Here is a 24,653-nt window from a genome sequence, read left to right as displayed (position 1 = left end):
GGCCTACAGATTACTTCGACTCGTAGGCCGGATAAGACGCTATTGCGTCGCATCCGGCACGAAAATTACTTACTTAAATCCAGCTGGTAAATGGCGAAACCGATGTCATCGGTCGCGACTTTTTTCAGCGGATACTGGCCTTTCTCTTTAATAAACGCCGCGGCTTTATCAGACGGTGATGTTTCAAAGCGAATATCCAGTGGCGTATCGCTGTGAATTGGCGCCAGACGCCAGTTGTTATCTGCCGCCGGATGAATTTCACCGGCACGCTTCGTCTGTGCACCAATCCACGCGGCCAGCACCGAGCGGTTTTCATCCGGAGAAGCAAACGCGATGTGGTTGTCGCCGGTTCCGGCAAACTTACCGCCGTAGGCGCGGTAGTTGTTGGTCGCGACGAGGAAGGTAGCATTCGGATCGATTGGTTTGCCGTTAAAGGTCAGATTTTTAATACGTTCCGCTTTCGGATTAATGGTCTGACATTCCCCGTCGTAGCGGGCGGGTTGCGATACATCAATCTGATAATTCACGCCATCAATCACGTCGAAATTATAGGTACGGAAGCCGTCCCAGTTAATCAACGACTGTGGTTTGCTGCTGTGGATATCAATCTGATTGAACTGCCCGGCGGAACATTCCAGCCACTCTTTCACCTCTTTACCGCTGGCTTTCACCACCACCAGAGTGTTGGGATAGAGATACAAATCAGCGGCGTTACGGAAGGTTAACTGGCCTTTTTCGACTTCGACAAAGCTTGCCGGATCGTTCTTACGCCCACCGACCTTAAACGGCGCGGCGGCGGAAAGTACCGGTAGTTTTGCCAGATCCGGATCGCCCTGAATAAAGTGTTCCACATAGGCTTTCTGCGCGTTGTTCACCACCTGTACGGTCGGGTCATCCTGTACCAGCGCCAGATAGCTGTACATATTGTCGGCGGATTTACCGATCGGTTTGCTGACAAACTCACGCGTGGCGTCGTGATCGGCTTTCAGGATCTCAACGATTTTTTTGTCTTCTGCTGCCAGTGATTTTTTCGCTGCCGCGTCATAAATCGGACGTGCTTCGGCTTTCGCCTGGGTGACCTGCCATTTACCGCTGTCGTTATTCAGCACTAAATCCACCACCCCCAGATGATCGCCCCACATGCCCGGCATCACTGCCGGAACCCCATTCAGCGTACCTTTTGTGATATCTGCACCTTTGATGTTGGCAAAGTCTTTACCGGGGAAAACGGCGTGAGCGTGACCAAACATAATGGCATCTACGCCCGGGACTTCACTGAGGTAATAAACGGAGTTTTCCGCCATGGTTTGATACGGGTCGGCAGAAAGCCCGGAGTGAGCAACTACCACCACGACATCGGCACCTTTTTCTCGCATTTCGGGAACGTATTTGCGTGCAGTTTCCGTAATGTCGTTCACCGTCACTTTACCGCTGAGGTTGGCTTTATCCCAGGTCATAATCTGCGGTGGCACAAAACCGATATAGCCAATCTTCAGCGTCTGCTTGTTCCCTTCTTTGTCGACAACCTCAGTGTCTTTGATCAGATAAGGCGTAAATAGCGGCTTTTTGGTCTTAACGTCGATGATATTGGCGTTAACGTAAGGGAACTTTGCCCCTGCCAGCGCGTTGTGCAGATACTCTAGACCGTAGTTGAATTCATGGTTGCCGAGGTTACCCACCGCGTAATCCAGAGTATTCAGCGCCTTATATACCGGGTGAGTTTCGCCCGCTTTCAGCCCTTTGGCCGCCATGTAATCCCCGAGCGGGCTGCCCTGAATCAGATCGCCATTATCAACCAGCACGCTGTTTTTGACTTCTCCACGCGCAGCGTTGATAAGACTTGCCGTACGTACCAGACCGAATTTTTCAGTCGGTGTATCTTTGTAATAATCGAAATCCATCATATTGCTATGCAAATCAGTGGTTTCCATTATACGCAGATCGACGGTCGCGGCATTGACGCTGGCTGCAATCAACGTTGCCAGAAGCGTTGCACTAAACTTAATCATCAGGGGCATCCTTTTAAGATCTAAGCCACAAAAGAAAATGTATATAAATCTTCTTGCTTACAGAACTGTGAATCATGACATGAATATAGCGTTTAAAACCGCAGACGCTATCACAGTTGGCGGATCCCCTGACGATCGGGTATAAGTAAAACAACGAGTTAACACCACTGACAGAAACGAGGTGGAGAATGCTAGAACATGTATGCCAGCTTGCACGGAACGCGGGCGATGCCATTATGCAGGTCTACGATGGAATCAAACCGATGGAGATTACCAGCAAGCAGGATGATTCTCCGGTCACGGCGGCAGATATCGCCGCGCACAAGGTTATCCTCGAGGGATTACTGGCGCTGACGCCGGATATTCCCGTCCTGTCTGAAGAGGCGCCTCCTGGCTGGGATGTTCGCCAGCACTGGCAGCGCTACTGGCTGGTGGACCCGCTGGACGGGACCAAAGAGTTCATTAAGCGTAACGGTGAATTTACGGTCAATATTGCGCTGATCGAAAAGGGAAAGCCGGTTCTGGGCGTGGTTTACGCGCCGGTAATGAAAGTGATGTACAGCGCAGCAGAAGGTAAAGCGTGGAAAGAAGAGTGCGGCGTACGTAAACAAATTCAGGTTCGTGACGCGCGTCCACCGCTGGTGGTCATTAGCCGCTCGCATGCCGATAATGAGTTAAAAGAGTATCTGCAACAGTTGGGCGAGCACCAGACCACGTCGATTGGCTCATCGTTGAAGTTCTGCCTGGTGGCGGAAGGGCACGCACAGCTGTACCCGCGTTTTGGGCCCACTAACGTATGGGACACCGCCGCGGGCCACGCTGTTGCCGCCGCAGCCGGAGCGCACGTTCACGACTGGCAGGGGAAACCTCTGGATTACACCCCACGTGAATCGTTCCTCAACCCCGGCTTCCGCGTTTCTATTTACTGAGCAATTTGTGCAGCAGGGCAATTACCTGCTGCACCTCTTCCTGCGTTAATGCGCCATCTTTTGCCCACTGCACGCGTCCGTCCTTGTCGAGTACGACGATAGCGGAGCTCTCTTCATCCAGTTGCCAGGCTTTACGCGCAATGCCATTGCTGTCGACAATGAATTGCGACCACGGGTAGAGCTTCTTATTGCTCTCCAGACTGCTGCGCACAAACATACCGGAGCCGGGAATGGCGTCATCTGTGTTGACGATAGTGGTGGTCTGGTATTTGTCGTGCGGCAGGTTGGCGGCTTTGATTGCCTCGATCAGTGTCGCATTTTTCTCTTTGGCGGAGGTGCGTCCGGCAATGTGTTGCACAATTCGCACTTTCCCAGGCAACTGCGCGCTATTCCAGCTTTTGTAGCTAAACTTATCGTTATCGAGAATCAGTTCGCCGCGATCGGCGATCCCCACCGGTGGTACGCGTTGGTCAGTCTCAAACTTATGTGCGGAGGCAATCATCGGCAGCAGCAGAAACGACAGCGCCAACAGTTTTCGTAAGGTCATAGGTTTTCCTTCTTTCTTTTATTTTGCAGGTGATCCGACCACTTGGGTCTGGAATTTAATCATATGTGCGATTGATGCTTTTTCCCGCAAGCGCGATGCCAGTTTGCGGACGGGCGCACAAATCCTGCGAAAAATGAAGGCTTATACTGAAGACAGCGAAGCGTTGAAAAGATAATTCTGAATAATTGTAACCTGAAGGTAAATAAACTTATACACGCTGGAAACATCAACGAGATAGTCTATAGTCATAGGGCATTAAAATTTGCGCCTGAGGATTGTCGGACCGATTGTGGTACCGCAAAGGCGTAATGCTCAGCAGGAGACAACAATGAAAATTTTCCAACGATACAACCCGCTGCAGGTGGCGAAGTACGTGAAGATCCTGTTTCGTGGACGGTTATATATCAAGGATGTAGGCGCTTTTGAATTTGATAAGGGTAAGATTCTTATCCCAAAAGTGAAGGACAAGCTGCATTTTTCCGTGATGTCCGAAGTTAACCGTCAGGTCTTGCGTCTGCAAACTGAGATGGCTTGATCAAGTGCTATGCAGTAGTTAAAAAAACGGCTCCTGGACAGGAGCCGTTGATGTTTCTGTAAGGCGTTACGACGCCTTTGCCTCTTCTTTTGCATCTGGCAGTTTTGGTACCAGAACAGTAGGTTTGCTGTCCAGACGCGTCACCAGCAGCTGATCGATCTTGTAGTTATCGATATCCACCACTTCAAATTTGTAGCCAGAATACTTCACCGAGTCGGTGCGTTTCGGGATTTTACGCAGCATGAACATCATAAAGCCGCCGATGGTTTCATAGTTGCCGGACTGCGGGAACTCGTCGATATCCAGCACGCGCATAACGTCATCAATCGGCGTACCGCCATCAACCAACCATGAGTTCTCATCACGCGCCACAATCTGCTCTTCCAGACCCTGGCCAACTAAATCACCCATCAGCGTGGTCATCACGTCGTTGAGCGTGATAATCCCTACCACCAGCGCGTACTCGTTCATGATGACGGCAAAGTCTTCGCCTGCGGTTTTGAAGCTTTCCAGTGCTTCAGAGAGCGTCAGCGTGTCCGGGACGATCAGCGTATTGCGGATCTGTACGCCGCTGTTCAGCGCCATGCTTTGGTTCGCCAGTACGCGGTTGAGGAGATCCTTTGAATCGACATAACCAATGATGTGGTCGATATCTTCGTTACACACCAGGAATTTGGAGTGCGGATGTTCCGCCACTTTGTTCTTCAGGCTTTGCTCATCTTCATGGAGATCGAACCAGATAATGTTCTCGCGCGAGGTCATTGAAGACGGGACGGTACGCGATTCCAGTTCGAACACATTTTCAATCAGCTCATGCTCCTGTTTGCGCAGAACACCCGCCAGCGCACCGGCTTCGACCACGGCGTAAATGTCGTCTGAGGTGATGTCGTCTTTTCGTACCATTGGGATCTTAAACAGACGGAAAATGTTGTTTGCCAGACCGTTAAAGAACCACACCAGCGGGCGGAAGACCAGCAGGCAGAAGCGCATCGGGTTGATGATACGCAAAGCCACAGCTTCTGGCGCAATCATACCGATGCGTTTCGGGGTTAAATCCGCGAACAGGATGAACAGGCCAGTAACCAGCGAGAATGACAGAATAAAGCTTAACTGTTCGGACAGCTCTGGAGCGAAGTACTTCGAGAAAAGGCTGTAAAACGCCGGGGAGAATGCTGCATCACCGACGATACCGCCGAGAATGGCGACCGCGTTAAGGCCAATTTGCACGACGGTAAAAAACATGCCGGGGTTTTCCTGCATCTTCAAAACACGTTGTGCGTTTACGTTGCCTTCATCGGCAAGCAGTTTAAGTTTTATTTTGCGTGATGCAGCAAGCGAGATCTCAGATATCGAGAAAAACGCACTCACGGCGATCAGGCAGAGAATGACTAAAATACTGTTTAACATATCTTATCCGACCGTTCAGGTCAGATCCTCGGAAGGGAGAAGTTGATACTCGTCGTCTTTCAAGCTGCAGGTGCGTTAGCTGCACTCATTCACCCCAGTCACATAGTTATCTATGCTCCTGGGGATTCACGAGTTTGCCGCCTGCCTGCAACTCGAAATCCATAGAGTATAAATCCAATGGAATATTCAATGAAAACCGGTCCGAAGGGAGTGGACCGGTAATTTCAGAAGCTAGTATAGCGTAAGGTACTGTAAAGTCGCCAGAGGAGCTTTTTTGGCCTTATCCTGCGGCGTTAAGCCTGCGCACCATCTGCATTTCTTTTTCGCTATAAGGCGAACCATCCGACTTCAGCACATCGTGGAACCATAGCAGCGCCGTCGTCTCGTTCCGCGGGATATCCGGCCACGGCAACCAGGTTTGCGTTTTCCCCTGTACCAGCCCCCAGTGAAAGCTGGAAACGCGCTGGGCGCGAAATAGCGGCAGCTGTTCTTCTATTCGGCTATCGACATGGCGTGCCAGCCACTCGGTACAAAAGAGCGGCCTGCCAAATTCGGCCAGCTGTGACAGAAGAGACAGCTGGCCAGGGGTGTCGACATAGGCATGGTAGCTAATCACATCGGAAAGCCGCAGCGCCGCTATATCAACAGGATGCGTAAACGCATTCCCGCACGCCGCGCGATCGTCAATATGCCAGGCTGCTACGGTCAACGGTTGAGAGGGTGACTCCTGTCGGGCCCAGCTAAACAGATGGGTCATCAGGGTTAAGGCGTAGATTTCCAGCCTGTCATCATAGCGGGCAAATTCGCCAGTATGACAAAAAATCCCGCCGTTGCCTGGCTCATTATATAAATCCCAGACGCTGATGCGCGAGTCATGGCGAAAGTAACGGATGATATCTCTGACGTAGGCTTCAATGTGCGGCCAACAGCGTCGATCCAGCACGCAGGCGCGCCCAGGGCTACCCGCCGCCTGGCTGTTGTGAATGCCGGGAACCGGCGGTTTTTGCTGACCGATAACGGGCTCATCACCAGAAAAAGCGCAGTCGTCGAGCAGCGTCAACATCACTTTTATACGGTGGCTATGGGCAATGCTCAGGAAGAGATTTATGCGCTCGAGAAGCCCGTCACGGTCATACTGCCAGACGGTAAACGGTAAATTTGTTCGCAGCTGGTTATAGCCATACAGGCTGGCCCAGCCGAGTTCCTGATCGATAGTACTGCTATCGAAACTTTCTGCCTGCCACATTTCGAGCCAGTTAACCGCGGTGCGCGGCAAGTAGTTAAATCCGCAGCCCCAGGGTTGCTGTTGATACCAGCTTTGCGCCCGTGCTTTGTTCCATGGGTTGTACATGATGCGCTCCTTATTCTGCATCTGAGAGACTGACGCGTCCCGTCGCACGCTGCGTGGCGCTGCCACCCCAAACTTCATCGTACTCGTAGCCAGTAAGTTGCTTGATCACCACCCGAGTTTCTTCATCGCAGTCGCGATAGTTGCCACCCAGCTTGCGGCGAGCGATCTCTTTAAGCAGAACTTTGTGGGTTTCGCGAGTGAGTTTGAATTTGTAGGTCGCGTAGAAACTCACCGCCAGCAGCGCCGCGGTAGCAAAGATCATCAATCCGATAATAGCGTGGAGCGCGCTTTCCGGCTGTGCGCCGCTGCCTTTTATAAAGCCAGACTCTTCCAGCACCATGCCGATAAGCAAAATAGCGATTGCCACGGTACTTTTGCGTGTGAGTACCATAACGCCTGCAAAAATCCCTTCACGGCGCTGTTGGGTAACCATTTCGTCGATATCAGGAATAAAGCTGTAGATATTCCATGGGATATAGTAAAGACCGGAACGCGCCATACCGAGTAGAATAAATACCGCCGAGAACAGAATGTTGGATACCTGGGTTTCAGTGTAATAAATAATAAATAAAAAGAGTAATACACTAAATATACAGGTGTAAGAAAGACGTAGTGCCGCTGACGGGGTGATATTGAGTTTGTTCAGTAGTAGCATAAATCCATAGGTGCCAAATACTGAAGCAAAGGCGGCAATACTTAACCAGCCCGAAACGGAGGCGGCATCCTGGCTTAAACAATACACCACGTAATAGGTGAAAACCGAGCCGAATACATCCATGGCGGTAAATGAGAAAATATAAATAATGATATGCAAGCGAAATGCCCGGATACGGAATGACGAAAACAGATCAAGTATTAAATATTTAAGGTGATTCAGTAGCCCGCTATTTCGTTGTAAGTCAGCCTGAAATGTCTCTTCCTGAACGTCTTTGGCTTCCCATGTACAGCGCCAGGTTATAAATACGGCAAGACAGAACACGACGGAAAAAATCAGTCCGGTTAGCGTATAGGTAAAGGGATTATCTTTGCCGGTGAACTGCATCAGGATACCGGGTACCGAGACGGCAAGGAATCCGCCCAACTGCGAGCAGATCATGCGCACGCCGGAGAGGCGACTGCGTTCTTCGTAGCGATTGGTCATCTCTGCGGCGAGGGTTTCCCACGGCACCAGCACCATCGCTGACAGTAGCTCAATTGACAGATAGGTTCCCAGGTAATACCAGTAACCCATGTCGGTCAGCCACAGTAGAGCATAGAGAAACATTAAAGGAGAACTGAGTAATAAAAAGAAGCGACGGCGGCCAAATCGTCGACCCAGCCACGTGTTGCCAAAGTTATCAGTGATGTAACCCATAATTGGGCTGAGTACTGCATCAATCACGCGGGCAATAGCAAATATTGAGCCTGCTTCCAGTACGCTTAAACCGCAGTAGGTGGTATAAAAAAATAAAAGCCAGGTTCCGATAATGGCGAAAGCACCGCCGCCAAATAAATCAGTAATGCCATAGCCGATCGCTACACCATAACTGACTCTGCGTTCAGTTGGTTTGACCATAATATTTTCCAGTATGTAGGGTATTTGTACTCCGGTATTATCCGGCTGATGTTTATTAATTCTGTAGTGCCAGGTTAATTTTTAATTATTAATGGTTATCCATTGTCGGGTTTTAGACGAATGATAAATAGCATCGACCATCGCCAGTGATTTGCGGGCATCATTAATATTGATATATTCTGTTTGACCTCCATGAGTAATAGCATGATAAAACTGACGAATGGCCTGCTGGTGGCCCAGGCCCCAGTAACTTTTACTGTGGCCGTCCGGTGAACCGTCGCAATCCAGCTTCAGGCGCCGATCCGTTGTAACGCGCCACAGGGTGTTATCCGTGAGCTGCAGCATGCCGTGTTCGCAATGGATCTCCAGCAGCAGCGGTGAATCGAGGGTATTGCAGTTGCTGGCATAAAACAGACCGCGGGCACCGTTGGTAAAGTGCAGGGTCGCCATCGCGCAGTCTTCAGCTTCGGTAACGTCTGCCAGTTCGCCGCTGTCCACCACGCCTTTCAAACGCGTTACACCGCCGGCGAACCACTGCATCAGATCGAGAGTGTGAATGGCCTGGTTGATCAGTAAACTGCCGCCTTCGCTGGCAAAACGCCCACGCCACGGGCTTTCGCTGTAATACGCTTTAGAGCGTGACCAGGTCAAAACCGCTTTAATACTCAACATTCTACCCAGCGTATTTTTCGCCAGTTCGTCGCGGATACGTAAGCTGGTTGGATTAAGCCGGTTTTGATAACACACGCCCAGCAAGCCTTGGGCGGACGCTGCTGTGTTAGCGATGTCTGCGACTTCTGTGCAATTCAACCCCACCGGCTTTTCACAAAACACATGTTTCCCGGCGGCAAGCGCGGCGGTAATCATGTTTTTGTGCTCGAAATGAGGTGTACAGATATGGACGACGTCGATGTCATTATCCAGCAGCATTTCACGGTAATTCTGGTAAAAGCGGCAGTTATACGCCATGGCCTGTTGCAAACCGTTAGCGCTATCAATATCGACCAGCGCGCGCAGCGTGACCCCCGGCAAAAGCCGGAGGGCGTTAACGTGGCTGCGGTGAATCGCCCCCGCGCCGATGATGGCGGCATTGAGTGTTGTCATGTCACCTCCGGTTATGTGCGAGCATTCGCCAGCATTTGCGCTTTCACGCATAGCTCTGCGGCTTTAAAGGCGTGGGCCTGAGTCATGGCGTTTTCCGTGCGATTCAGACAATCGAGAATGAATTCACCGAAGAACGGGAAACCGACTTTTCCTGCGACCGGGAAACGAAACTCTCCTTCTTTATTCACCAGATACACCACGTCCTGTTCGCCTCTGGTGATATCCACATACTTGCGGATCTCAATGTAACCTTCGGTACCCAGCAACGTCAGGCGTCCATCCCCCCAGCTACTGAGCCCCTGCGGCGTGAACCAGTCGCAGCGGAAATAACCCGTTGCGCCGTTGTCGCCCGCCAGCATGGCATCGCCAAAGTCTTCAAACTGCGAAAACTGCGGATGATTAACGTTACGCACCTGGCTGGCGACGACGTGTGCCTCGCGGTTGCCGGTATAAAACAGGAATTGTTCGATTTGATGGCTACCGATGTCGCACAGAATGCCGCCAAAGTAGCGTTTGTCATAAAACCAGTCCGGGCGCCCATTGCCTTCACGGTGCGGCCCTGTGCCCAGGGTTTGCATCACGCGCCCAATCGCCCCTTGCTGAATGAGCTGACCAGCAAAGACAGCGCTTTCAACGTGCAGACGCTCGCTGTAATAGACTGCGTATTTGCGTCCGGTTTTCGCCACCATCGCTTTGGCGTCTTCCAGTTGTGCAAGGGTGGTTAACGGAGCCTTGTCTGTGAAGTAGTCTTTCCCTGCCGCCATTACCTTTAGCCCCAGCGGGCAGCGTTCAGACGGAATAGCCGCCCCGGCAACCAGTTGTACCTCACGATCGTTGAGGATGGTTTCGAGCGAATCTGCCACCTGCGCCTGCGGATACTGCTGCAAAAATTGATCTATTTTGTGCGGATCGGGATCGTAAACCCATTTCAGCGTGGCGCCTGCCTCAATCAACCCGTTGCACATGCCGTAGATATGGCCGTGGTCGAGCGTGGCGGCGGCAATGACAAACTCGCCAGGCTTCACGACCGGCTGAGGCTTCCCGGTAGGGGCGTAGTTCATTCCGTCTTGCTTGTTCATGATTTAACTCCTGAATCTAAGTCTTTACCCAGAGGGATGGCGCCCACTTCCGCAAAATTGCTCACGGAGGCGGATTTCTCATAGAAATGCGGGGCGATTTCAATCAGGCCGCCGGTGCGATAAAACGCATCGCTGTGGTGGATGGGCAGCGTCACCACCGTGCGGGTGATGGCGGATTTATAGATAGCGGTGATCAGCTCCAGCGAGCGTTTGCCCTGTTCGCCATCGACCAGCGGACGGGTTTGTCGTTCGATGGCGCTAAGCAGGTTGTCGATTTGCCCGGTATGCAGCGTCCATTGCAGCGCTGGCGTAGCGTGAAAAAGCGCGTCCAGACCTTGTTCCAGCTCACCGTTATTTTCCGTTTGCGGAAAGCCGTTGTCCGCCGACTGGCTGGCATGGACTTGCCACGGCGCAGAAATTCGCGCTTTTTCGCCCTGAATAACAATTTTCTGGTCTTCACCGTGATGCACCACCGAGGCGGTCAGTTGCGTCAGCGCCCCGTGTGGGTATTTGAAAATAGCCGCGCTAAGATCTTCGACTTCGGCGTTGTCGTGGGCGACGTTGGTCATCATCGCCACCACTTCCGTTGGGAAGCCGAGCATCCACTGAATGGCGTCGATGTGGTGCACCGCGTGATTCAGCGTGCAGCCGCCGCCTTCCTTCTGCCACGTGCCGCGCCACCACAAATCGTAATAACAGTGTCCGCGCCACCAGAACGAATCCACCTGCGCATGGCAAATCTTGCCCGCCAGCCCGGAATCAACCACGGTTTTCAAACGCCAGAAGGCATCGGTAAAGCGGTTTTGGGCGATGACCGATAAGATTTTCCCGCTGGCCTTCTGCGCGGCGATCATCGCATCGCACTCTTCGAGCGAGGCGGCCATCGGCTTTTCGCACAGCACATGTTTTCCGGCGTGCAGCGCTTCAATGCTGATGCCTGCGTGTACGTACGGCGGCGTGCAGACATCGACCACATCGACCTCAATACCCGCGTTCAGCATCGCCTGATTGCTGCGGAAGACTTGCGCTTCGCTCAGGCCATAGCGTGATTTCTTCTCCTCTGCTTTCTCCGGGTAGATATCGACCAGAGCAACAATCCGACAACGATCCGCGAACTGTAAATAGCCCTGAATGTGGTTGTGGGAGATATTCCCGGTACCGACAATCGCAATGTTCAGCATGATTTTCTCCTGCGCGTTACCAGCTACCGGAAGCGTCCAGCGTGCGGCTGGCCGTATTTTTATCCACTGAAGAGGCGATACGTTCCTGTAACAGCTGGAAGTAGCGTTGCTCGTCAAGCGGCAGCTCTACCCAGTCATCCGTCCAGGTAGAGAGGTACATCGCATTGGAAAGCGTCAGGCCGCGAATGCCTTCCAGGCCAGGGGCGATCAGCGGCTCGCCGTGCAGGATCGCGGCGGTAAAATTGCGGGTAATGACATAGTGCTCGCTGCATTCCGGTTCGGTAGGGATGATGACCTCCCAGCATTCCGGCTCACCAAAACCGTTTTGCCAGCGGGCGTTGAACTCGGTTTCGGATTCACGCAGTCGCCAGAAGCGCAGGCGACCTTCTTCTACCACCACTTTTCCCCTGCTGCCGACAATTTCGAGGCGGTTAGTGCCAGGCGTTTCGGCTACGGTGGTGATGAACACCCCGGTTGCGCCGTTGGCGTATTCTGCGTAGGCCGTGACGTCATCTTCGACCTCAATCTGACGATGCTTGCCAAACTGGCAAAAAGCACGCAAGCGTACCGGCATGCCGACCAGCCATTGCCATAAATCGAGTTGGTGCGGATCCTGATTCAGCAGCACGCCGCCGCCTTCACCTTTCCAGGTCGCGCGCCAGCCGCCGGAGTTGTAATAGCTTTGCGAACGATACCAGTTGGTAATGATCCAGTTAGATCGACGCAGCTCGCCGAGTTCGCCGCTGTCGATCAGATCTTTTACTTTCTGATACAGCGGATTAGGGCGCTGGTTGTACATCATGCTGAACACCACATCGCATTCGCGCGCGCAGGCGTTCATCTCTTGTACCTGCGCGGTGTAGACCCCTGCAGGCTTCTCACATAGCGTATGAATACCAAGACGCATGGCCATCATCGATAAACCCGGATGGTCATAATGCGGCGTGGCGACGATGACGGCATCGATCAGCCCACTTTCCAGCATCTCTCGCGCATCGCTGAACAATCTCACCTCTTCGCCGACCAGCCGACGGATCGCCGGATGTTTATCCGGATTGTTATCGCAAACTGCGGCGAGCACTGCTTCTTGTACCGTTCCGGCCAGCAGGTAGCGTGCGTGGACGGTACCAATGTTGCCAACCCCAATAATGCCAAAGCGTATTTTTTTCATGTCGTGCCTTTTTCGTCAGAAATAAGGGATATGCGGAACATAAGAAACGCCTGGAATATCGACAATGTGATTTTGTGAGAACGGTTGCAGGATGAAAAAGAAGTTGGTCCAGTCATTGAAAAAGTGTTTTAGAGTCAATGAACTGCGTTTGCAAAAAATTGCAAAGATTGATTGCGAGTGAGGTCACAGAATGTCTGGCAAGCTAAAAATGGACGAAATTGCTGCTCTGACGGGCTACTCGGTGAGTACGGTGTCGAGGGTGCTAAGCGGAAAGTCATACACCAGCGATAAAGCACGTGAGGCGATTGTCAGTTGCGCGCGCAGGCTGGGAGTTCTGGACTCGTTGTCCAGCGGGCGGTTGTTGATCAACGGCATTGCTGTTTTCGCCCCGTTGCGCACCTTTACCGCCCGTGGCGATGCATTTTACCTCGAAGTGACACGCGGCATTGCCGAGGCGATAGCGCCGCATGATGTCTATCTGAGTTACTGCGGACTGGATGAGCAACGTGCGGACATCAAGGTCTTTCAGGAAAAGGCCAACAATAAGAATATTAATGCGATTATTCTTATCGGCATTGATGACCCGACCGTGCATAAACTGGCGCAACTGTTGGATAAACCCTGCGTGTTGATTAATTCGCAGGACCAGGAAGGGTTGCTGGATGCGGTATCCCCCGATCATCGGGCGATTGGCAACCGTGCTGTGCAATATCTTTTTGATCAGGGGCACCGGCGTATTCTCCATGTTACCAGCCTGCGTCGGGAAACGATGTACTGGCGTCTGGAGGGCATCAAGGAGGTCTACCGACAGTATCAAATACCGTTTGATACCGGGCGCGATCTGCTGGTAACGGAGGGCTTTTCTGAGGACGAATCAGAGCGGGCGATAGGCAACTGGCTAAATGAGACACCGCGTGAAGCGTGGCCGGAAGTTATTTTCTGCGCCGGGGCGTCAATGTCGACGGGCATCCGGCGGGTGCTGGAAAAGATTGGCGTGGAGATACCCGGTGAGTTGTCGCTGATGACGACGGATGTTCAGGAACTTGACGCGCATATCGTTGCTGCGGTGACCAGTATCACGATTCCTTGTCGGGCGTTGGGCGTGGAAGCGGTGCATTTGCTGCAGAACCGTCTTAATCGCCCCTCTGCGCCGGTTTTTAACCTGTTGCTGAAAGGAAAGGTGACGGATCGAGGCACCGTTACCCACGCAACGCGCCATGCCGCGCGGGTGACGGTAGCGCGTTAATCGCGGATTAACGCTCTGGCGGCAGGCAAACGCCAATCCCGCCAATGCCACAATATCCATAAGGATTTTTATGCAGATATTGCTGGTGATCGTCCTCGGCATAGTAGAAAGGCGTTGCCGTAGTGATTTCCGTGGTAATGGTGCGCTCGTCGCCTGCGGCGGTCATTGCTGCCTGAAAACGCTCAAGGCTGGCCTGTGCGGCGGCGGTTTGTTCCGGCGTTAACGGGTAAATGGCGGAGCGATACTGCGTACCCTGGTCGTTCCCCTGACGCATGCCCTGCGCCGGATCGTGATTTTCCCAGAACACCTGCAGCAGTTGTTCGTAGCTGATAACATGCGGGTCATAGACGATGCGTACCGCTTCGGCATGTCCAGTGTCGCCAGAACACACTTCCCGATAGGTTGGGTTTGGGGTGTAGCCGCCGGTGTATCCGGCTGCCGTGCTGTATACACCGGGTAATGACCAGAATAAACGCTCAACGCCCCAGAAACATCCCATGGCGAAATAAGCGGTCTCCATACCGTCAGGCACGTTGGTCATCGAATGTTGGTTAACCGCATGCAGCGTTGCCACTGGCATCGGGGTGTTGCGTCCAGGTAGCGCATCTGCTTGAGTAACAAGATGCTTTCTATCAAATAAACTCATGGCCGTTCTCCCGAAATCAGTCATTTGGGTTAAGGTTGTAACGAGACGCGTCTTTGCCCACAATAAACGGCGTGAATACGTCTAGAGTTAAACATAAGAAATATTTGGGTTGCCGTCTGTTTTTCAACTCTTATTGTTGATTTTTTGTTAAGCCGAGGAACGGCATAGTATTTTTTTCCAGGGGTGGGAAAAAAGGATATTCAGGAGAAAATGTGCCACATATCCGTCAGTTATGTTGGGTGGGATTACTGTGCTTAAGTGGCTCCGCCGCCGCCGCGAATGTTCGCTTACAGGTCGAAGGATTATCAGGACCGCTGGAGAAAAACGTCCGTGCGCAGCTGTCCACGATTCAAAGTGATGAAGTCACTCCAGACCGACGCTTTCGTGCGCGCGTTGATGATGCCATCCGCGAAGGGCTAAAAGCGCTGGGCTACTTTGAGCCGACCATTGATTTTGAACTACGTCCACCGCCGGCGAAAGGCCGCCAGGTGCTGATCGCCAAAGTGACCCCCGGCGAGCCGGTGCTGATTGGTGGCACCGAGGTGATTTTGCGTGGTGGCGCGCGTACGGATAAAGATTATCTGGATCTGTTGAAAACGCGCCCGGCAATCGGCACCGTGCTGAATCAGGGGGACTATGACAACTTCAAAAAGTCACTCACCAGCGTGGCGCTGCGCAAAGGTTATTTCGACAGTGAATTTAATAAAAGCCAGCTTGGAATAGCGCTTGAGCGCCGCCAGGCGTTCTGGGATATCGATTACAACAGCGGTGAACGCTATCGCTTTGGACATGTCACCTTTGAAGGCTCGCAAATTCGCGATGAGTATCTGCAAAATCTGGTGCCCTTTAAAGAAGGTGAAGAGTACGAGTCGAAAGATCTGGGCGAACTGAACCGTCGTCTGTCGGCGACCGGATGGTTTAACTCCGTGGTCGTCGCGCCGGAGTTTGATAAAGCCCGCAAAACCAAAGTGCTGCCGCTGAAAGGCGTGGTCTCACCGCGCACCGAAAACACCATCGAAACCGGGGTTGGTTATTCAACTGATGTCGGACCACGGGTGAAGACCTCGTGGAAAAAGCCGTGGATGAACTCCTACGGCCACAGCCTGACAACCAGCGCCAGTATCTCGGCGCCAGAGCAGGTGCTTGATTTCAGCTATAAAATGCCGCTGTTAAAGAACCCGCTGGAACAGTATTACCTGGTACAGGGCGGCTTTAAGCGAACCGATTTAAACGATACCGAGCAGGATTCCACAACGCTTGCGGTTTCCCGCTACTGGGACCTCTCCAGCGGCTGGCAGCGCGCGATTAACCTGCGCTGGAGCCTCGACCACTTTACCCAGGGTAACGTCACCAACACTACTATGCTGCTCTATCCGGGCGTGATGATCAGCCGGACGCGCTCACGCGGCGGCTTGATGCCTGTCTGGGGCGACTCTCAGCGTTATTCTATTGATTACTCCAACACCGCCTGGGGGTCAGATGTTGATTTCTCCGTTTTCCAGGCGCAAAACGTCTGGATCCGCACGCTGTACGACCGCCATCGTTTTGTGATGCGCGGTAATCTCGGCTGGATTGAGACCGGAGACTTCGACAAAGTACCGCCGGACCTGCGTTTCTTCGCCGGGGGCGATCGCAGTATTCGCGGCTATAAATACAAATCTATTTCGCCGGAAGGTAGCGACGGCAAGCTGAAAGGGGCCTCCAAGCTGGCAACTGGCTCGCTGGAATACCAGTACAACGTGACCGGTAAATGGTGGGGCGCGATGTTTGTCGATAGCGGTGAAGCGGTCAGCGATATTCGCCGAAGCGATTTCAAAACCGGTGCCGGGGTCGGCGTACGCTGGCAATCACCAGTGGGGCCTATCAAGCTCGACTTTGCCGTCCCGGTCGGCGACAAAGATGAACATGGTTTACAGTTTTACATCGGTCTGGGGCCTGAATTATGAGTTTATGGAAGAAGATAAGCCTCGGTGTGCTGATTTTTATCCTGCTGTTGTTAGGCACGGTGGCGTTCCTCGTCGGTACCACCTCGGGCCTGCATCTGATCTTCAAAGCAGCTAATCGTTGGGTTCCGGGGCTGGAGATTGGTCAGGTCACCGGCGGCTGGCGGGATTTATCACTGAAAAATATTCGTTATGACCAGCCTGGCGTGGCGGTGAATGCCGGCGAAGTGCATCTGGCCGTGGGGCTTAACTGCCTGTGGGACAGCAGTCTGTGCGTCAACGATCTGTCGCTGAAAAACATCAATGTGGCGATCGACAGCAAAAAGATGCCGCCATCCGCGCCGGTTGAGGAAGAAGAGAGCGGTCCGCTTAATCTTTCCACGCCTTACCCCATCACGCTTTCACGCGTGGCGCTGAACAACATCAATATCAAAATCGATGACACCACGGTTTCCGTGCTGGATTTTACCTCCGGCCTGAACTGGCAGGAAAAAACGCTGACGTTGAAGCCAACGTCATTACAGGGGCTGCTGATTGCTCTGCCCAAAGTGGCGGAAGTGGCGCAGGAAGAGGTTGTCGAACCGAAGATTCAAAACCCGCAGCCGGATGAAAAGCCGCTCGGCGAAACGCTAAAAGATCTGTTCTCACAGCCGGTGCTGCCGGAAATGACCGATGTCCATCTGCCGCTCAATCTCAATATTGAAGAGTTTCGCGGCGAGCAGCTGCGCGTGACCGGAGATACGGATTTAACGGTCCATAGCATGCTGCTGAAAGTGAGCAGCATTGACGGCAACATGAAGCTCGACGCGCTGGACATCGACTCGAATCAGGGAACGGTAAAAGCCAGCGGCACAGCGCAACTGACCAACACGTGGCCGGTTGATATTACGTTAAACAGTACGCTAAACATCGACCCGTTAAAAGGCGAAAAGGTGAAGCTGAAGGTCGGCGGCGCGCTGCGCGAGCAGCTGGAAGTCGGCGTCAATCTGTCTGGTCCGGTGGATATGGACCTGCGTGCACAGACGCGTCTGTCTGAAGCCGGATTACCGCTCAACATTGAGGTGGTGAGTAAGCAGGTTTACTGGCCGTTTACCGGTGAGAAACAGTTCCAGGCCGATGACATCAAACTCAAACTGACCGGTAAGATGACCGACTATACGCTGTCGATGCGTACCGCCGTGAAAGGTCAGGATATTCCACCGGCTACCATCACGCTGGACGCCAAAGGCAACGAGCAGCAGATCAATCTCGACAAACTCAGCGTTGCGGCACTGGAAGGGAAAACCGAGCTGAAAGCGCTGGTGGACTGGCAGCAGGCGATCAGCTGGCGCGGGGAGCTAACGCTGGATGGTATCAACACCGCAAAAGCGATCCCGGACTGGCCGTCAAAACTGAATGGCCTGGTGAAAACTCGCGGCAGTCTGTACGGCGGAAGCTGGCAGATGGAGGTTCCCGAGCTGAAGCTGACCGGCAACGTGAAGCAGAATAAGGTCAATGTGAACGGTTCGCTGAAGGGGAACAGCTACCTGCAGTGGACGATCCCGGGCCTGCATCTGGAACTGGGACGCAACAGTGCGGACGTAAAAGGTGAACTGGGGGTTAAAGACCTCAACCTCGACGCGACGATTGATGCCCCAAGCCTGGATAACGCGCTGCCGGGGCTGGGCGGTACGGCGAAAGGGCTGGTAAAAGTTCGCGGTACGGTTGAAGCACCACAGCTGCTGGCGGATATTACCGCCCGTGGTCTGCGCTGGCAGGAACTTTCCGTTGCTCAGGTACGTATTGAAGGGGATGTTAAATCGGCCGAGCAAATCGCCGGTAATCTTAATGTTCGCGTAGAGCGGATTGTACAACCTGACGTGAATATTGGCCTGGTGACGCTCAACGCCAAAGGCAGTGAAAAGCAGCACGAGCTGCGGTTGCGCATTCAGGGAGAACCGGTTTCCGGGCAACTGGATCTTGCCGGGAGCTTTGATCGCAAAGAACAGCGCTGGAAAGGAGAGTTAAGCAATACCCGCTTCCAGACGCCGGTCGGTCCGTGGTTGCTCAACCGGGCTATCGCGCTGGATTACCGTAATCAGGAACAAAAAATTAGTATCGGACCGCACTGCTGGAACAACCCGAATGCGGAGCTGTGCGTACCACAGACGATTGATGCGGGCGCGGAAGGGCGCGCGGTGGTGAATCTAAACCGCTTCGACCTGGCGATGCTAAAACCGTTTATGCCGGAGACAACCCAGGCCAGCGGCGTGTTCACCGGTAAAGCCGATGTGAGTTGGGACACCACCAAAGAGGGGCTGCCACAGGGGCAGGTCACCCTGAGCGGACGTAACGTGAAGGTCACGCAAAGCGTTAATGATGCACCGCTCCCCGTGGCGTTTGAAACGTTGAATCTGACCGCCGACCTGCACAATAACCGTGCCGAGCTGGGCTGGCTGATTCGTCTGACCAACAACGGACAGTTTGACGGACAGGTGCAGGTAACAGATCCGCAAGGGCGCCGTAATCTGGGCGGTAACGTCAATATTCGCAACTTCAATCTGGCGATGGTGAACCCCATCTTCTCGCGCGGTGAAAAAGCGGCAGGGATGATCAACGCCAACCTGCGGCTGGGCGGCGATGTGCAAAGCCCGCAGTTGCTCGGACAGCTGCAACTGAGCGGTCTTGATATAGACGGTAACTTTATGCCGTTTGACATGCAGCCAAGCCAGTTAGCCGTTAACTTCACCGGAACACGCTCAACGCTGGCGGGCGTGGTGCGTACGCAGCAGGGAGAAATTAACCTGAGCGGCGATGCCGACTGGAGTCAGATAGACAACTGGAGGGCGCGCGTCGCGGCTAAAGGCAGTAGGGTGCGTATTACCGTACCGCCAATGGTCCGCCTGGATGTCTCGCCGGACGTGGTCTTTGAAGCCACGCCAAGCCTGTTCACCCTTGATGGCAACGTGGATGTGCCGTGGGCGCGTATCGTGGTACATGACCTGCCGGAAAGCGCAGTTGGGGTTTCCAGCGACATGGTCATGCTTAACAACAATCTGCAGCCCGAGAAACCGCAGACTGCCGGCATTCCGATCAACAGCAACCTGAACATCCACGTCGGTAACAACGTGCGTCTTGACGCCTTTGGTCTGAAAGCGCGTCTGACGGGCGATCTGAAAGTGGTGCAGGATAAGCAGGGGCTGGGGCTGAACGGACAAATTAATATTCCGAGCGGTCGCTTCCATGCCTATGGTCAGGATCTGATTGTGCGTAAGGGCGAGCTGTTGTTCTCCGGTCCGCCGGATCAGCCGTTGCTTAACATCGAAGCGATTCGTAACCCTGATGCCACCGAAGACGACGTGATCGCTGGCGTTCGCGTCACTGGTACCGCCGATGAACCGAAGGCGGAGATCTTCTCTGACCCGGCAATGTCGCAGCAAATGGCGCTTTCCTACCTGCTACGCGGACAAGGGCTGGATAGCGAGCAGAGCGATAGCGCAGCGATGACCTCAATGCTTATTGGTCTGGGGGTTGCACAAAGTGGTCAGGTTGTGGGTAAAATCGGGGAGACATTTGGCGTAAGCAATCTGGCACTGGACACGCAAGGGGTGGGCGACTCATCTCAGGTGGTTGTCAGCGGATACGTACTGCCAGGTCTGCAGGTGAAATATGGTGTGGGTATATTTGACTCCTTAGCGACACTCACGCTACGTTATCGTCTGATGCCTAAGCTATATCTGGAAGCAGTGTCTGGCGTAGATCAGGCACTTGATTTGCTCTATCAGTTCGAGTTTTAGCAATGCGAATATTTGTCTACGGCAGTTTACGAACCAAACAAGGCAACAGCCACTGGATGACCAATGCCCTGTTGCTGGGAAATTTCAGTATCGATAACTACCAGTTGTACAGCCTGGGCCACTATCCAGGCGCGGTTCCGGGAAATGGAACAGTACACGGGGAAGTTTATCGTATTGATAACGCCACGCTGGCAGAGCTTGACGCTCTGCGTACCCGTGGCGGTGAATACGCACGCCAGTTAATTCAAACGCCGTACGGAAGTGCATGGATGTACGTGTACCAACGTCCGGTTGATGGCTTAACGCTGATTGAAAGCGGTAACTGGTTAGACAGAGATCAGTACTAACATATACCTGATGGATTTCGAGTTGCATCAAGGCGGCGACGCAGAGAATCCCCAGGAGCGTACTTCAGTACGTGACTGGGGTGAGCGAGGACAAACTGGCACAGCCAGTTTGAACAGCGCTTACGCTGGCCCCGAAGGGGCGAGGCCAAAGGCCGAGTAAAGCCAACGCAGAGGCAGTTTGAAAGACGACAGGTATAACACGCCACCCTCGGGTGGCGTTGTTTTATACGATGGTCGCTGTAATCCTGGGCTATCAGGAAGCATTTCTCTTTTTTTTCATCACATAAAAATACCTGTTCAATAAAGCGTTAATTAATATAATTTATTATTTTACTCAAAACATCACCGTGGATTATTGTAAGGCAATATGATCACGTTAGCAGAAATAATTTTATTTTAGTTGCACTCTCATTCTGTAAAAATAATTATCCAGGTAAGGATAGTAATGGAATGAGTAATATTGTTTATCTCAAGCTCATTGGTGAACAACAAGGCGATATTTCTGATGGATGTGGCACAATTGATTCAGTTGGTAATCGGTGGCAACAGAATCATGTGAATGAAATATTTGTTTTTTCTCTGGTTGCAGGAGTAGCGAGTACAGGTAAAGGTACGAATCTAAAGAACTTAACATTCAGTAAGCAAATAGATAAAAGCTCACCACTATTAATGAATGCGATTAATAACAATGAAAACCTGTTTCTAGAGTTTTGGTTTTATCACATAAATAGATATGGTCAATGGGAGAAGTATTATTATATTCAGCTCAGAGGTGCATCGATATCAAGTATTCAGATGAGGGTTATAAAAGACCAGATAGATACAGAAATAATATCAGTAAATTATGATTATATCCTTTGTAAGCACCTGATAAGCAATACCGAGTGTAGCTATCTGGCTTTACCTGCAGACTACAATAAGCTTTTTGTTCCGATTCCGAAACCCCAGACTCAAACTCTTAACAGTGCAGGTGTGGGCCGATTGCTGGCGGCTGGAGGGATTTATAACGGTAACATCGAAGGGTTCAGGGACACTGCAGAAAAACTGGGTGGTGATGCCGTCAAAGGCTACGATCAGATTCTTAATGAGAAAACGGTCGGCGTCGCCATTACGGCTGCCTCTATTGCCGCTGGTTATGGGCTTGGGAGGATGGAGTTAAGTTCGACGATAAGAAGTCTTGAAAAGCTGGGGCGGATTGAAACCAAGAGCATATCATTAGGGCGTAGTAACACCACTGAAAATTTATATCGTCGGACTAGCAATACTGAAGTGTTTTCAGATCTAAAAGTGCCTATGCAGATGCGCTATGTTGAACAGGCTGCACGTGAAGGTGGGATAGGCTTGGGGGGAGTTAAAGTGAGAATTATCAGGGATTCTGACCTGAAAGGTAAGAATATCTATGGTTATACTCACCCTAGTGGTGATATTGATTTGTACCCGGATGCTTTTGCGGATATTGAGCAATTAATAAAAACGTTAGGACATGAAAGAACACATACTATGCAAATCTATCTCTTTAAGCATCCAAATACATATGCTGATGATGCAATCAAGATGAATAAAGAATTGATATTGAATGAAAAAGCCGCCCATAGTATTGAAGATAGCTTTTGGCAATTTTACCTGAATAATAAGACCGGAAAGCTAGAGGAGTACAAATAGATGAACTCTTTGACCTATCTTGAATGGATGAAGCACTTACCAAAAGATGATGGTAGTTACAGTTCATGTGAATGCCCAGCATGTGGTAAAAAAGGACTTTCTTATCAATACTTTGGTTTCGATAATGGTGATATTGGCTGGAAGGTTATTTGGTGCGAAACCTGTAAATCTGGAGTGAAAATTTCGAGAACCAAAATACCTGAAGGGGCTAGTAGGTTAATAGATTTTCAAGAACAAGAACGTTTCTTTGAAACGAAGCCTGAACTGAAACTAATTGTTTAGATTGATCTCAATAAAAGCCCCTCATAAAGTGAGGGGCTTCAATAAGTTATGCTGATCTTAGAAAGCCAACTTACTTCTTCGCGCGCTCGAAGGAAGCAACGATTTCAGCTTTAGCAGCTTCAGCGTTGTCCCAACCGTCAACTTTTACCCATTTGCCAGCTTCGAGGTCTTTGTAGTGCTCGAAGAAGTGGGTGATCTGCGCTTTCAGCAGTTCCGGCAGGTCGGTCACATCTTTGATGTGATCGTATTCTTTGCTCAGCTTGGTGTGCGGTACCGCAACCAGTTTCGCATCTTCACCGGATTCGTCGGTCATTTTCAGTACGCCAACCGGGCGGCAACGAATCACTGAACCTGGTTCCAGCGGGTACGGAGTCGGGACCAGAACGTCTACCGGGTCACCGTCCAGAGACAGGGTGTGGTTGATGTAACCGTAGTTGCACGGATAGAACATCGCGGTGGACATGAAGCGGTCAACGAACAGGGCGCCGCTCTCTTTGTCAACTTCGTATTTGATCGGATCTGCGTTAGCAGGGATCTCGATAACAACGTAGATATCTTCCGGCAGGTCTTTACCGGCAGGGACGTTGAGTAAGCTCATGTCTGTTTCCTTTAAATAAGCTATGGCAAACAAGTGGCGGGTATTATAGCCAACTCGCGCGGAATGTCTCCGCTTGTTTTCGCTTTCTCTGCGTGCATTTTCTTCTTTTTACCTCTCTCTCGTGACAGAAAAGTCCATATCTTCAGCCGCATTTTTCATAGCGAGATGAAAGCGATTACAAAGTTGTGATTAACGTTTTATTTACTTTTTTGAAGTGTGATGTAACGCAATCCGTTACATGCTCAATTGTCTATAGTTTTTTCGCAACGGTTAATTAACCAACAATAATCACCCTACGAGGACGCACTTATGTGGAAGCGCTTACTTTTAGTCACAGCAGTTTCGGCAGCCATGTCGTCTATGGCAATGGCAGCCCCTTTAACCGTAGGATTTTCGCAGGTTGGCTCTGAATCCGGCTGGCGCGCAGCAGAAACCAACGTCGCGAAAAGCGAGGCCGAAAAGCGGGGAATTACGCTGAAAATCGCTGATGGCCAACAAAAGCAGGAAAACCAGATTAAAGCAGTTCGCTCATTTGTTGCCCAGGGCGTCGACGCCATCTTTATTGCGCCGGTCGTGGCAACAGGTTGGGAGCCGGTTTTAAAAGAAGCGAAAGATGCCGACATTCCGGTCTTTTTGCTTGATCGTTCCATCGATGTAAAAGACAAATCTCTCTATATGACCACCGTCACCGCCGACAACGTGCTGGAAGGCAAATTGATCGGCGACTGGCTGATTAAACAAGTGGACGGCAAGCCGTGTAACGTCGTTGAGCTGCAAGGGACCGTCGGGGCCAGCGTGGCGATCGATCGTAAAAAAGGCTTTGCTGAAGCCATCGCCAGTGCGCCAAACATCAAAATTATCCGCTCTCAGTCCGGTGACTTCACCCGCAGTAAAGGGAAAGAAGTGATGGAGAGCTTTATCAAAGCAGAAAACAACGGCAAGAACATCTGCATGGTTTACGCCCACAACGATGACATGGTGATCGGTGCTATCCAGGCGATCAAAGAAGCGGGTCTGAAACCCGGCAAAGATATTCTCACCGGTTCTATCGACGGCGTACCGGATATCTACAAAGCGATGATTGACGGTGAAGCCAACGCCAGTGTCGAACTGACGCCGAATATGGCGGGGCCGGCATTCGACGCGCTGGAGAAATTCAAAAAAGACGGCACGATGCCTGAGAAGCTGACCATTACCAAGTCGATCCTCTATCTGCCGGATACGGCGAAAGAAGAGTTAGAGAAGAAGAAAAACATGGGCTACTAAGCCTTCATGAAAATGCCGG

Annotated in this window: 20 protein-coding genes; 9 read left to right on the top strand and 11 right to left on the bottom strand. The window is 51.8% G+C overall.

Going from position 1 to position 24,653, the window contains the following annotated elements; translation table 11 throughout:
• Positions 1-65 precede the first annotated feature (65 nt).
• Entirely contained in the window at positions 66-2,009 is a 1,944-nt protein-coding gene (gene cpdB / locus OGV98_RS21405; protein WP_016149457.1) for a 2',3'-cyclic-nucleotide 2'-phosphodiesterase, read from the bottom strand.
• 188 nt (positions 2,010-2,197) lie between these two features.
• Between cpdB and cysQ the strand changes: the two genes are divergently transcribed.
• Positions 2,198-2,938: a 3'(2'),5'-bisphosphate nucleotidase CysQ gene (gene cysQ, locus OGV98_RS21400; RefSeq protein WP_003025705.1), complete on the top strand. Its 741-nt coding sequence runs from the start codon at positions 2,198-2,200 to the stop codon at positions 2,936-2,938.
• Here the strand turns inward: cysQ and OGV98_RS21395 are convergent.
• Positions 2,928-3,485, bottom strand: a complete 558-nt coding sequence (locus OGV98_RS21395) for a YtfJ family protein (protein ID WP_003025707.1) — start codon at positions 3,483-3,485, stop codon at positions 2,928-2,930. The two genes, cysQ and OGV98_RS21395, sit on opposite strands and share 11 nt — an antisense overlap.
• A gap of 328 nt (positions 3,486-3,813) precedes the next feature.
• On the opposite strand from OGV98_RS21395, the gene OGV98_RS21390 reads away from it, so the two are divergent.
• On the top strand, positions 3,814-4,020 hold the full coding sequence (locus OGV98_RS21390) for a DUF1107 domain-containing protein (protein WP_003025710.1): 207 nt from the start codon (positions 3,814-3,816) through the stop codon (positions 4,018-4,020).
• A 66-nt stretch (positions 4,021-4,086) separates the two neighbouring features.
• Here the strand turns inward: OGV98_RS21390 and paeA are convergent, their stop codons facing one another.
• The 7 genes from paeA to OGV98_RS21355 form a co-directional block, all read right to left on the bottom strand.
• On the bottom strand, positions 4,087-5,427 hold the full coding sequence (paeA, locus tag OGV98_RS21385; protein ID WP_003025713.1) for a polyamine export protein PaeA: 1,341 nt from the start codon (positions 5,425-5,427) through the stop codon (positions 4,087-4,089).
• Positions 5,428-5,707: 280 nt separating this feature from the next.
• Positions 5,708-6,778 carry a glycoside hydrolase 5 family protein gene (locus OGV98_RS21380; protein WP_121540695.1) on the bottom strand — a complete coding sequence of 357 codons (1,071 nt, stop codon included), beginning with the start codon at positions 6,776-6,778 and terminating at the stop codon, positions 5,708-5,710.
• Positions 6,779-6,788: 10 nt separating this feature from the next.
• Complete coding sequence (locus OGV98_RS21375) at positions 6,789-8,333, bottom strand: MFS transporter (RefSeq protein WP_003839533.1); 1,545 nt, start codon at positions 8,331-8,333, stop codon at positions 6,789-6,791.
• Between the two features lie 81 nt (positions 8,334-8,414).
• Positions 8,415-9,437, bottom strand: a complete 1,023-nt coding sequence (locus OGV98_RS21370) for a Gfo/Idh/MocA family protein (RefSeq protein WP_202580829.1) — start codon at positions 9,435-9,437, stop codon at positions 8,415-8,417.
• An 11-nt stretch (positions 9,438-9,448) separates the two neighbouring features.
• On the bottom strand, positions 9,449-10,516 hold the full coding sequence (locus OGV98_RS21365) for a Gfo/Idh/MocA family protein (RefSeq protein ID WP_048234092.1): 1,068 nt from the start codon (positions 10,514-10,516) through the stop codon (positions 9,449-9,451).
• Positions 10,513-11,697, bottom strand: coding sequence for a Gfo/Idh/MocA family protein (locus tag OGV98_RS21360; protein WP_193338987.1), 1,185 nt, complete (start codon positions 11,695-11,697; stop codon positions 10,513-10,515). The genes OGV98_RS21365 and OGV98_RS21360 overlap by 4 nt, the downstream gene beginning before the upstream one ends.
• A gap of 16 nt (positions 11,698-11,713) precedes the next feature.
• Entirely contained in the window at positions 11,714-12,868 is a 1,155-nt protein-coding gene (locus OGV98_RS21355) for a Gfo/Idh/MocA family protein (protein WP_286552087.1), read from the bottom strand.
• Between the two features lie 190 nt (positions 12,869-13,058).
• Between OGV98_RS21355 and OGV98_RS21350 the strand changes: the two genes are divergently transcribed.
• Positions 13,059-14,114 (top strand): LacI family DNA-binding transcriptional regulator, encoded by a 1,056-nt coding sequence (locus OGV98_RS21350; RefSeq protein ID WP_032948399.1) that lies wholly within the window; start codon positions 13,059-13,061, stop codon positions 14,112-14,114.
• Between the two features lie 7 nt (positions 14,115-14,121).
• On the opposite strand, the gene msrA is transcribed toward OGV98_RS21350, so the two are convergent.
• Positions 14,122-14,760, bottom strand: coding sequence for a peptide-methionine (S)-S-oxide reductase MsrA (gene msrA, locus OGV98_RS21345; RefSeq protein ID WP_016149464.1), 639 nt, complete (start codon positions 14,758-14,760; stop codon positions 14,122-14,124).
• Positions 14,761-14,972: 212 nt separating this feature from the next.
• On the opposite strand from msrA, the gene tamA reads away from it, so the two are divergent.
• The 5 genes from tamA to OGV98_RS21320 all read left to right on the top strand — a co-directional run bounded on the left by tamA (position 14,973) and on the right by OGV98_RS21320 (position 22,770).
• Positions 14,973-16,706, top strand: a complete 1,734-nt coding sequence (gene tamA / locus OGV98_RS21340) for an autotransporter assembly complex protein TamA (protein WP_003025718.1) — start codon at positions 14,973-14,975, stop codon at positions 16,704-16,706.
• Positions 16,703-20,479, top strand: coding sequence for an autotransporter assembly complex protein TamB (tamB, locus tag OGV98_RS21335; RefSeq protein WP_202580828.1), 3,777 nt, complete (start codon positions 16,703-16,705; stop codon positions 20,477-20,479). Before tamA ends, tamB begins: the two co-directional genes overlap by 4 nt.
• Before the next feature lie 2 nt (positions 20,480-20,481).
• Positions 20,482-20,826, top strand: a complete 345-nt coding sequence (locus OGV98_RS21330; protein ID WP_003025723.1) for a gamma-glutamylcyclotransferase family protein — start codon at positions 20,482-20,484, stop codon at positions 20,824-20,826.
• 450 nt (positions 20,827-21,276) lie between these two features.
• Complete coding sequence (tssD, locus tag OGV98_RS21325; RefSeq protein ID WP_003839551.1) at positions 21,277-22,488, top strand: type VI secretion system tube protein TssD; 1,212 nt, start codon at positions 21,277-21,279, stop codon at positions 22,486-22,488.
• Complete coding sequence (locus tag OGV98_RS21320; protein ID WP_003839553.1) at positions 22,489-22,770, top strand: hypothetical protein; 282 nt, start codon at positions 22,489-22,491, stop codon at positions 22,768-22,770.
• A gap of 70 nt (positions 22,771-22,840) precedes the next feature.
• Here OGV98_RS21320 and ppa read toward each other — a convergent pair whose 3' ends face one another.
• Positions 22,841-23,368 carry an inorganic diphosphatase gene (ppa, locus tag OGV98_RS21315; RefSeq protein WP_003025726.1) on the bottom strand — a complete coding sequence of 176 codons (528 nt, stop codon included), beginning with the start codon at positions 23,366-23,368 and terminating at the stop codon, positions 22,841-22,843.
• Between the two features lie 309 nt (positions 23,369-23,677).
• Here ppa and ytfQ point away from each other — a divergent pair, with 309 nt between their 5' ends.
• Positions 23,678-24,634, top strand: a complete 957-nt coding sequence (gene ytfQ / locus OGV98_RS21310) for a galactofuranose ABC transporter substrate-binding protein YtfQ (RefSeq protein ID WP_003025728.1) — start codon at positions 23,678-23,680, stop codon at positions 24,632-24,634.
• The last annotated feature ends 19 nt before the right edge of the window (positions 24,635-24,653 follow it).

It is taken from the genome of Citrobacter sp. Cf136, assembly GCF_030333815.1.
GTDB lineage: Bacteria > Pseudomonadota > Gammaproteobacteria > Enterobacterales > Enterobacteriaceae > Citrobacter > Citrobacter freundii.
Note: the sequence above shows the minus strand (reverse complement) of the source record. Positions and strands in the feature narration are given on the sequence as shown.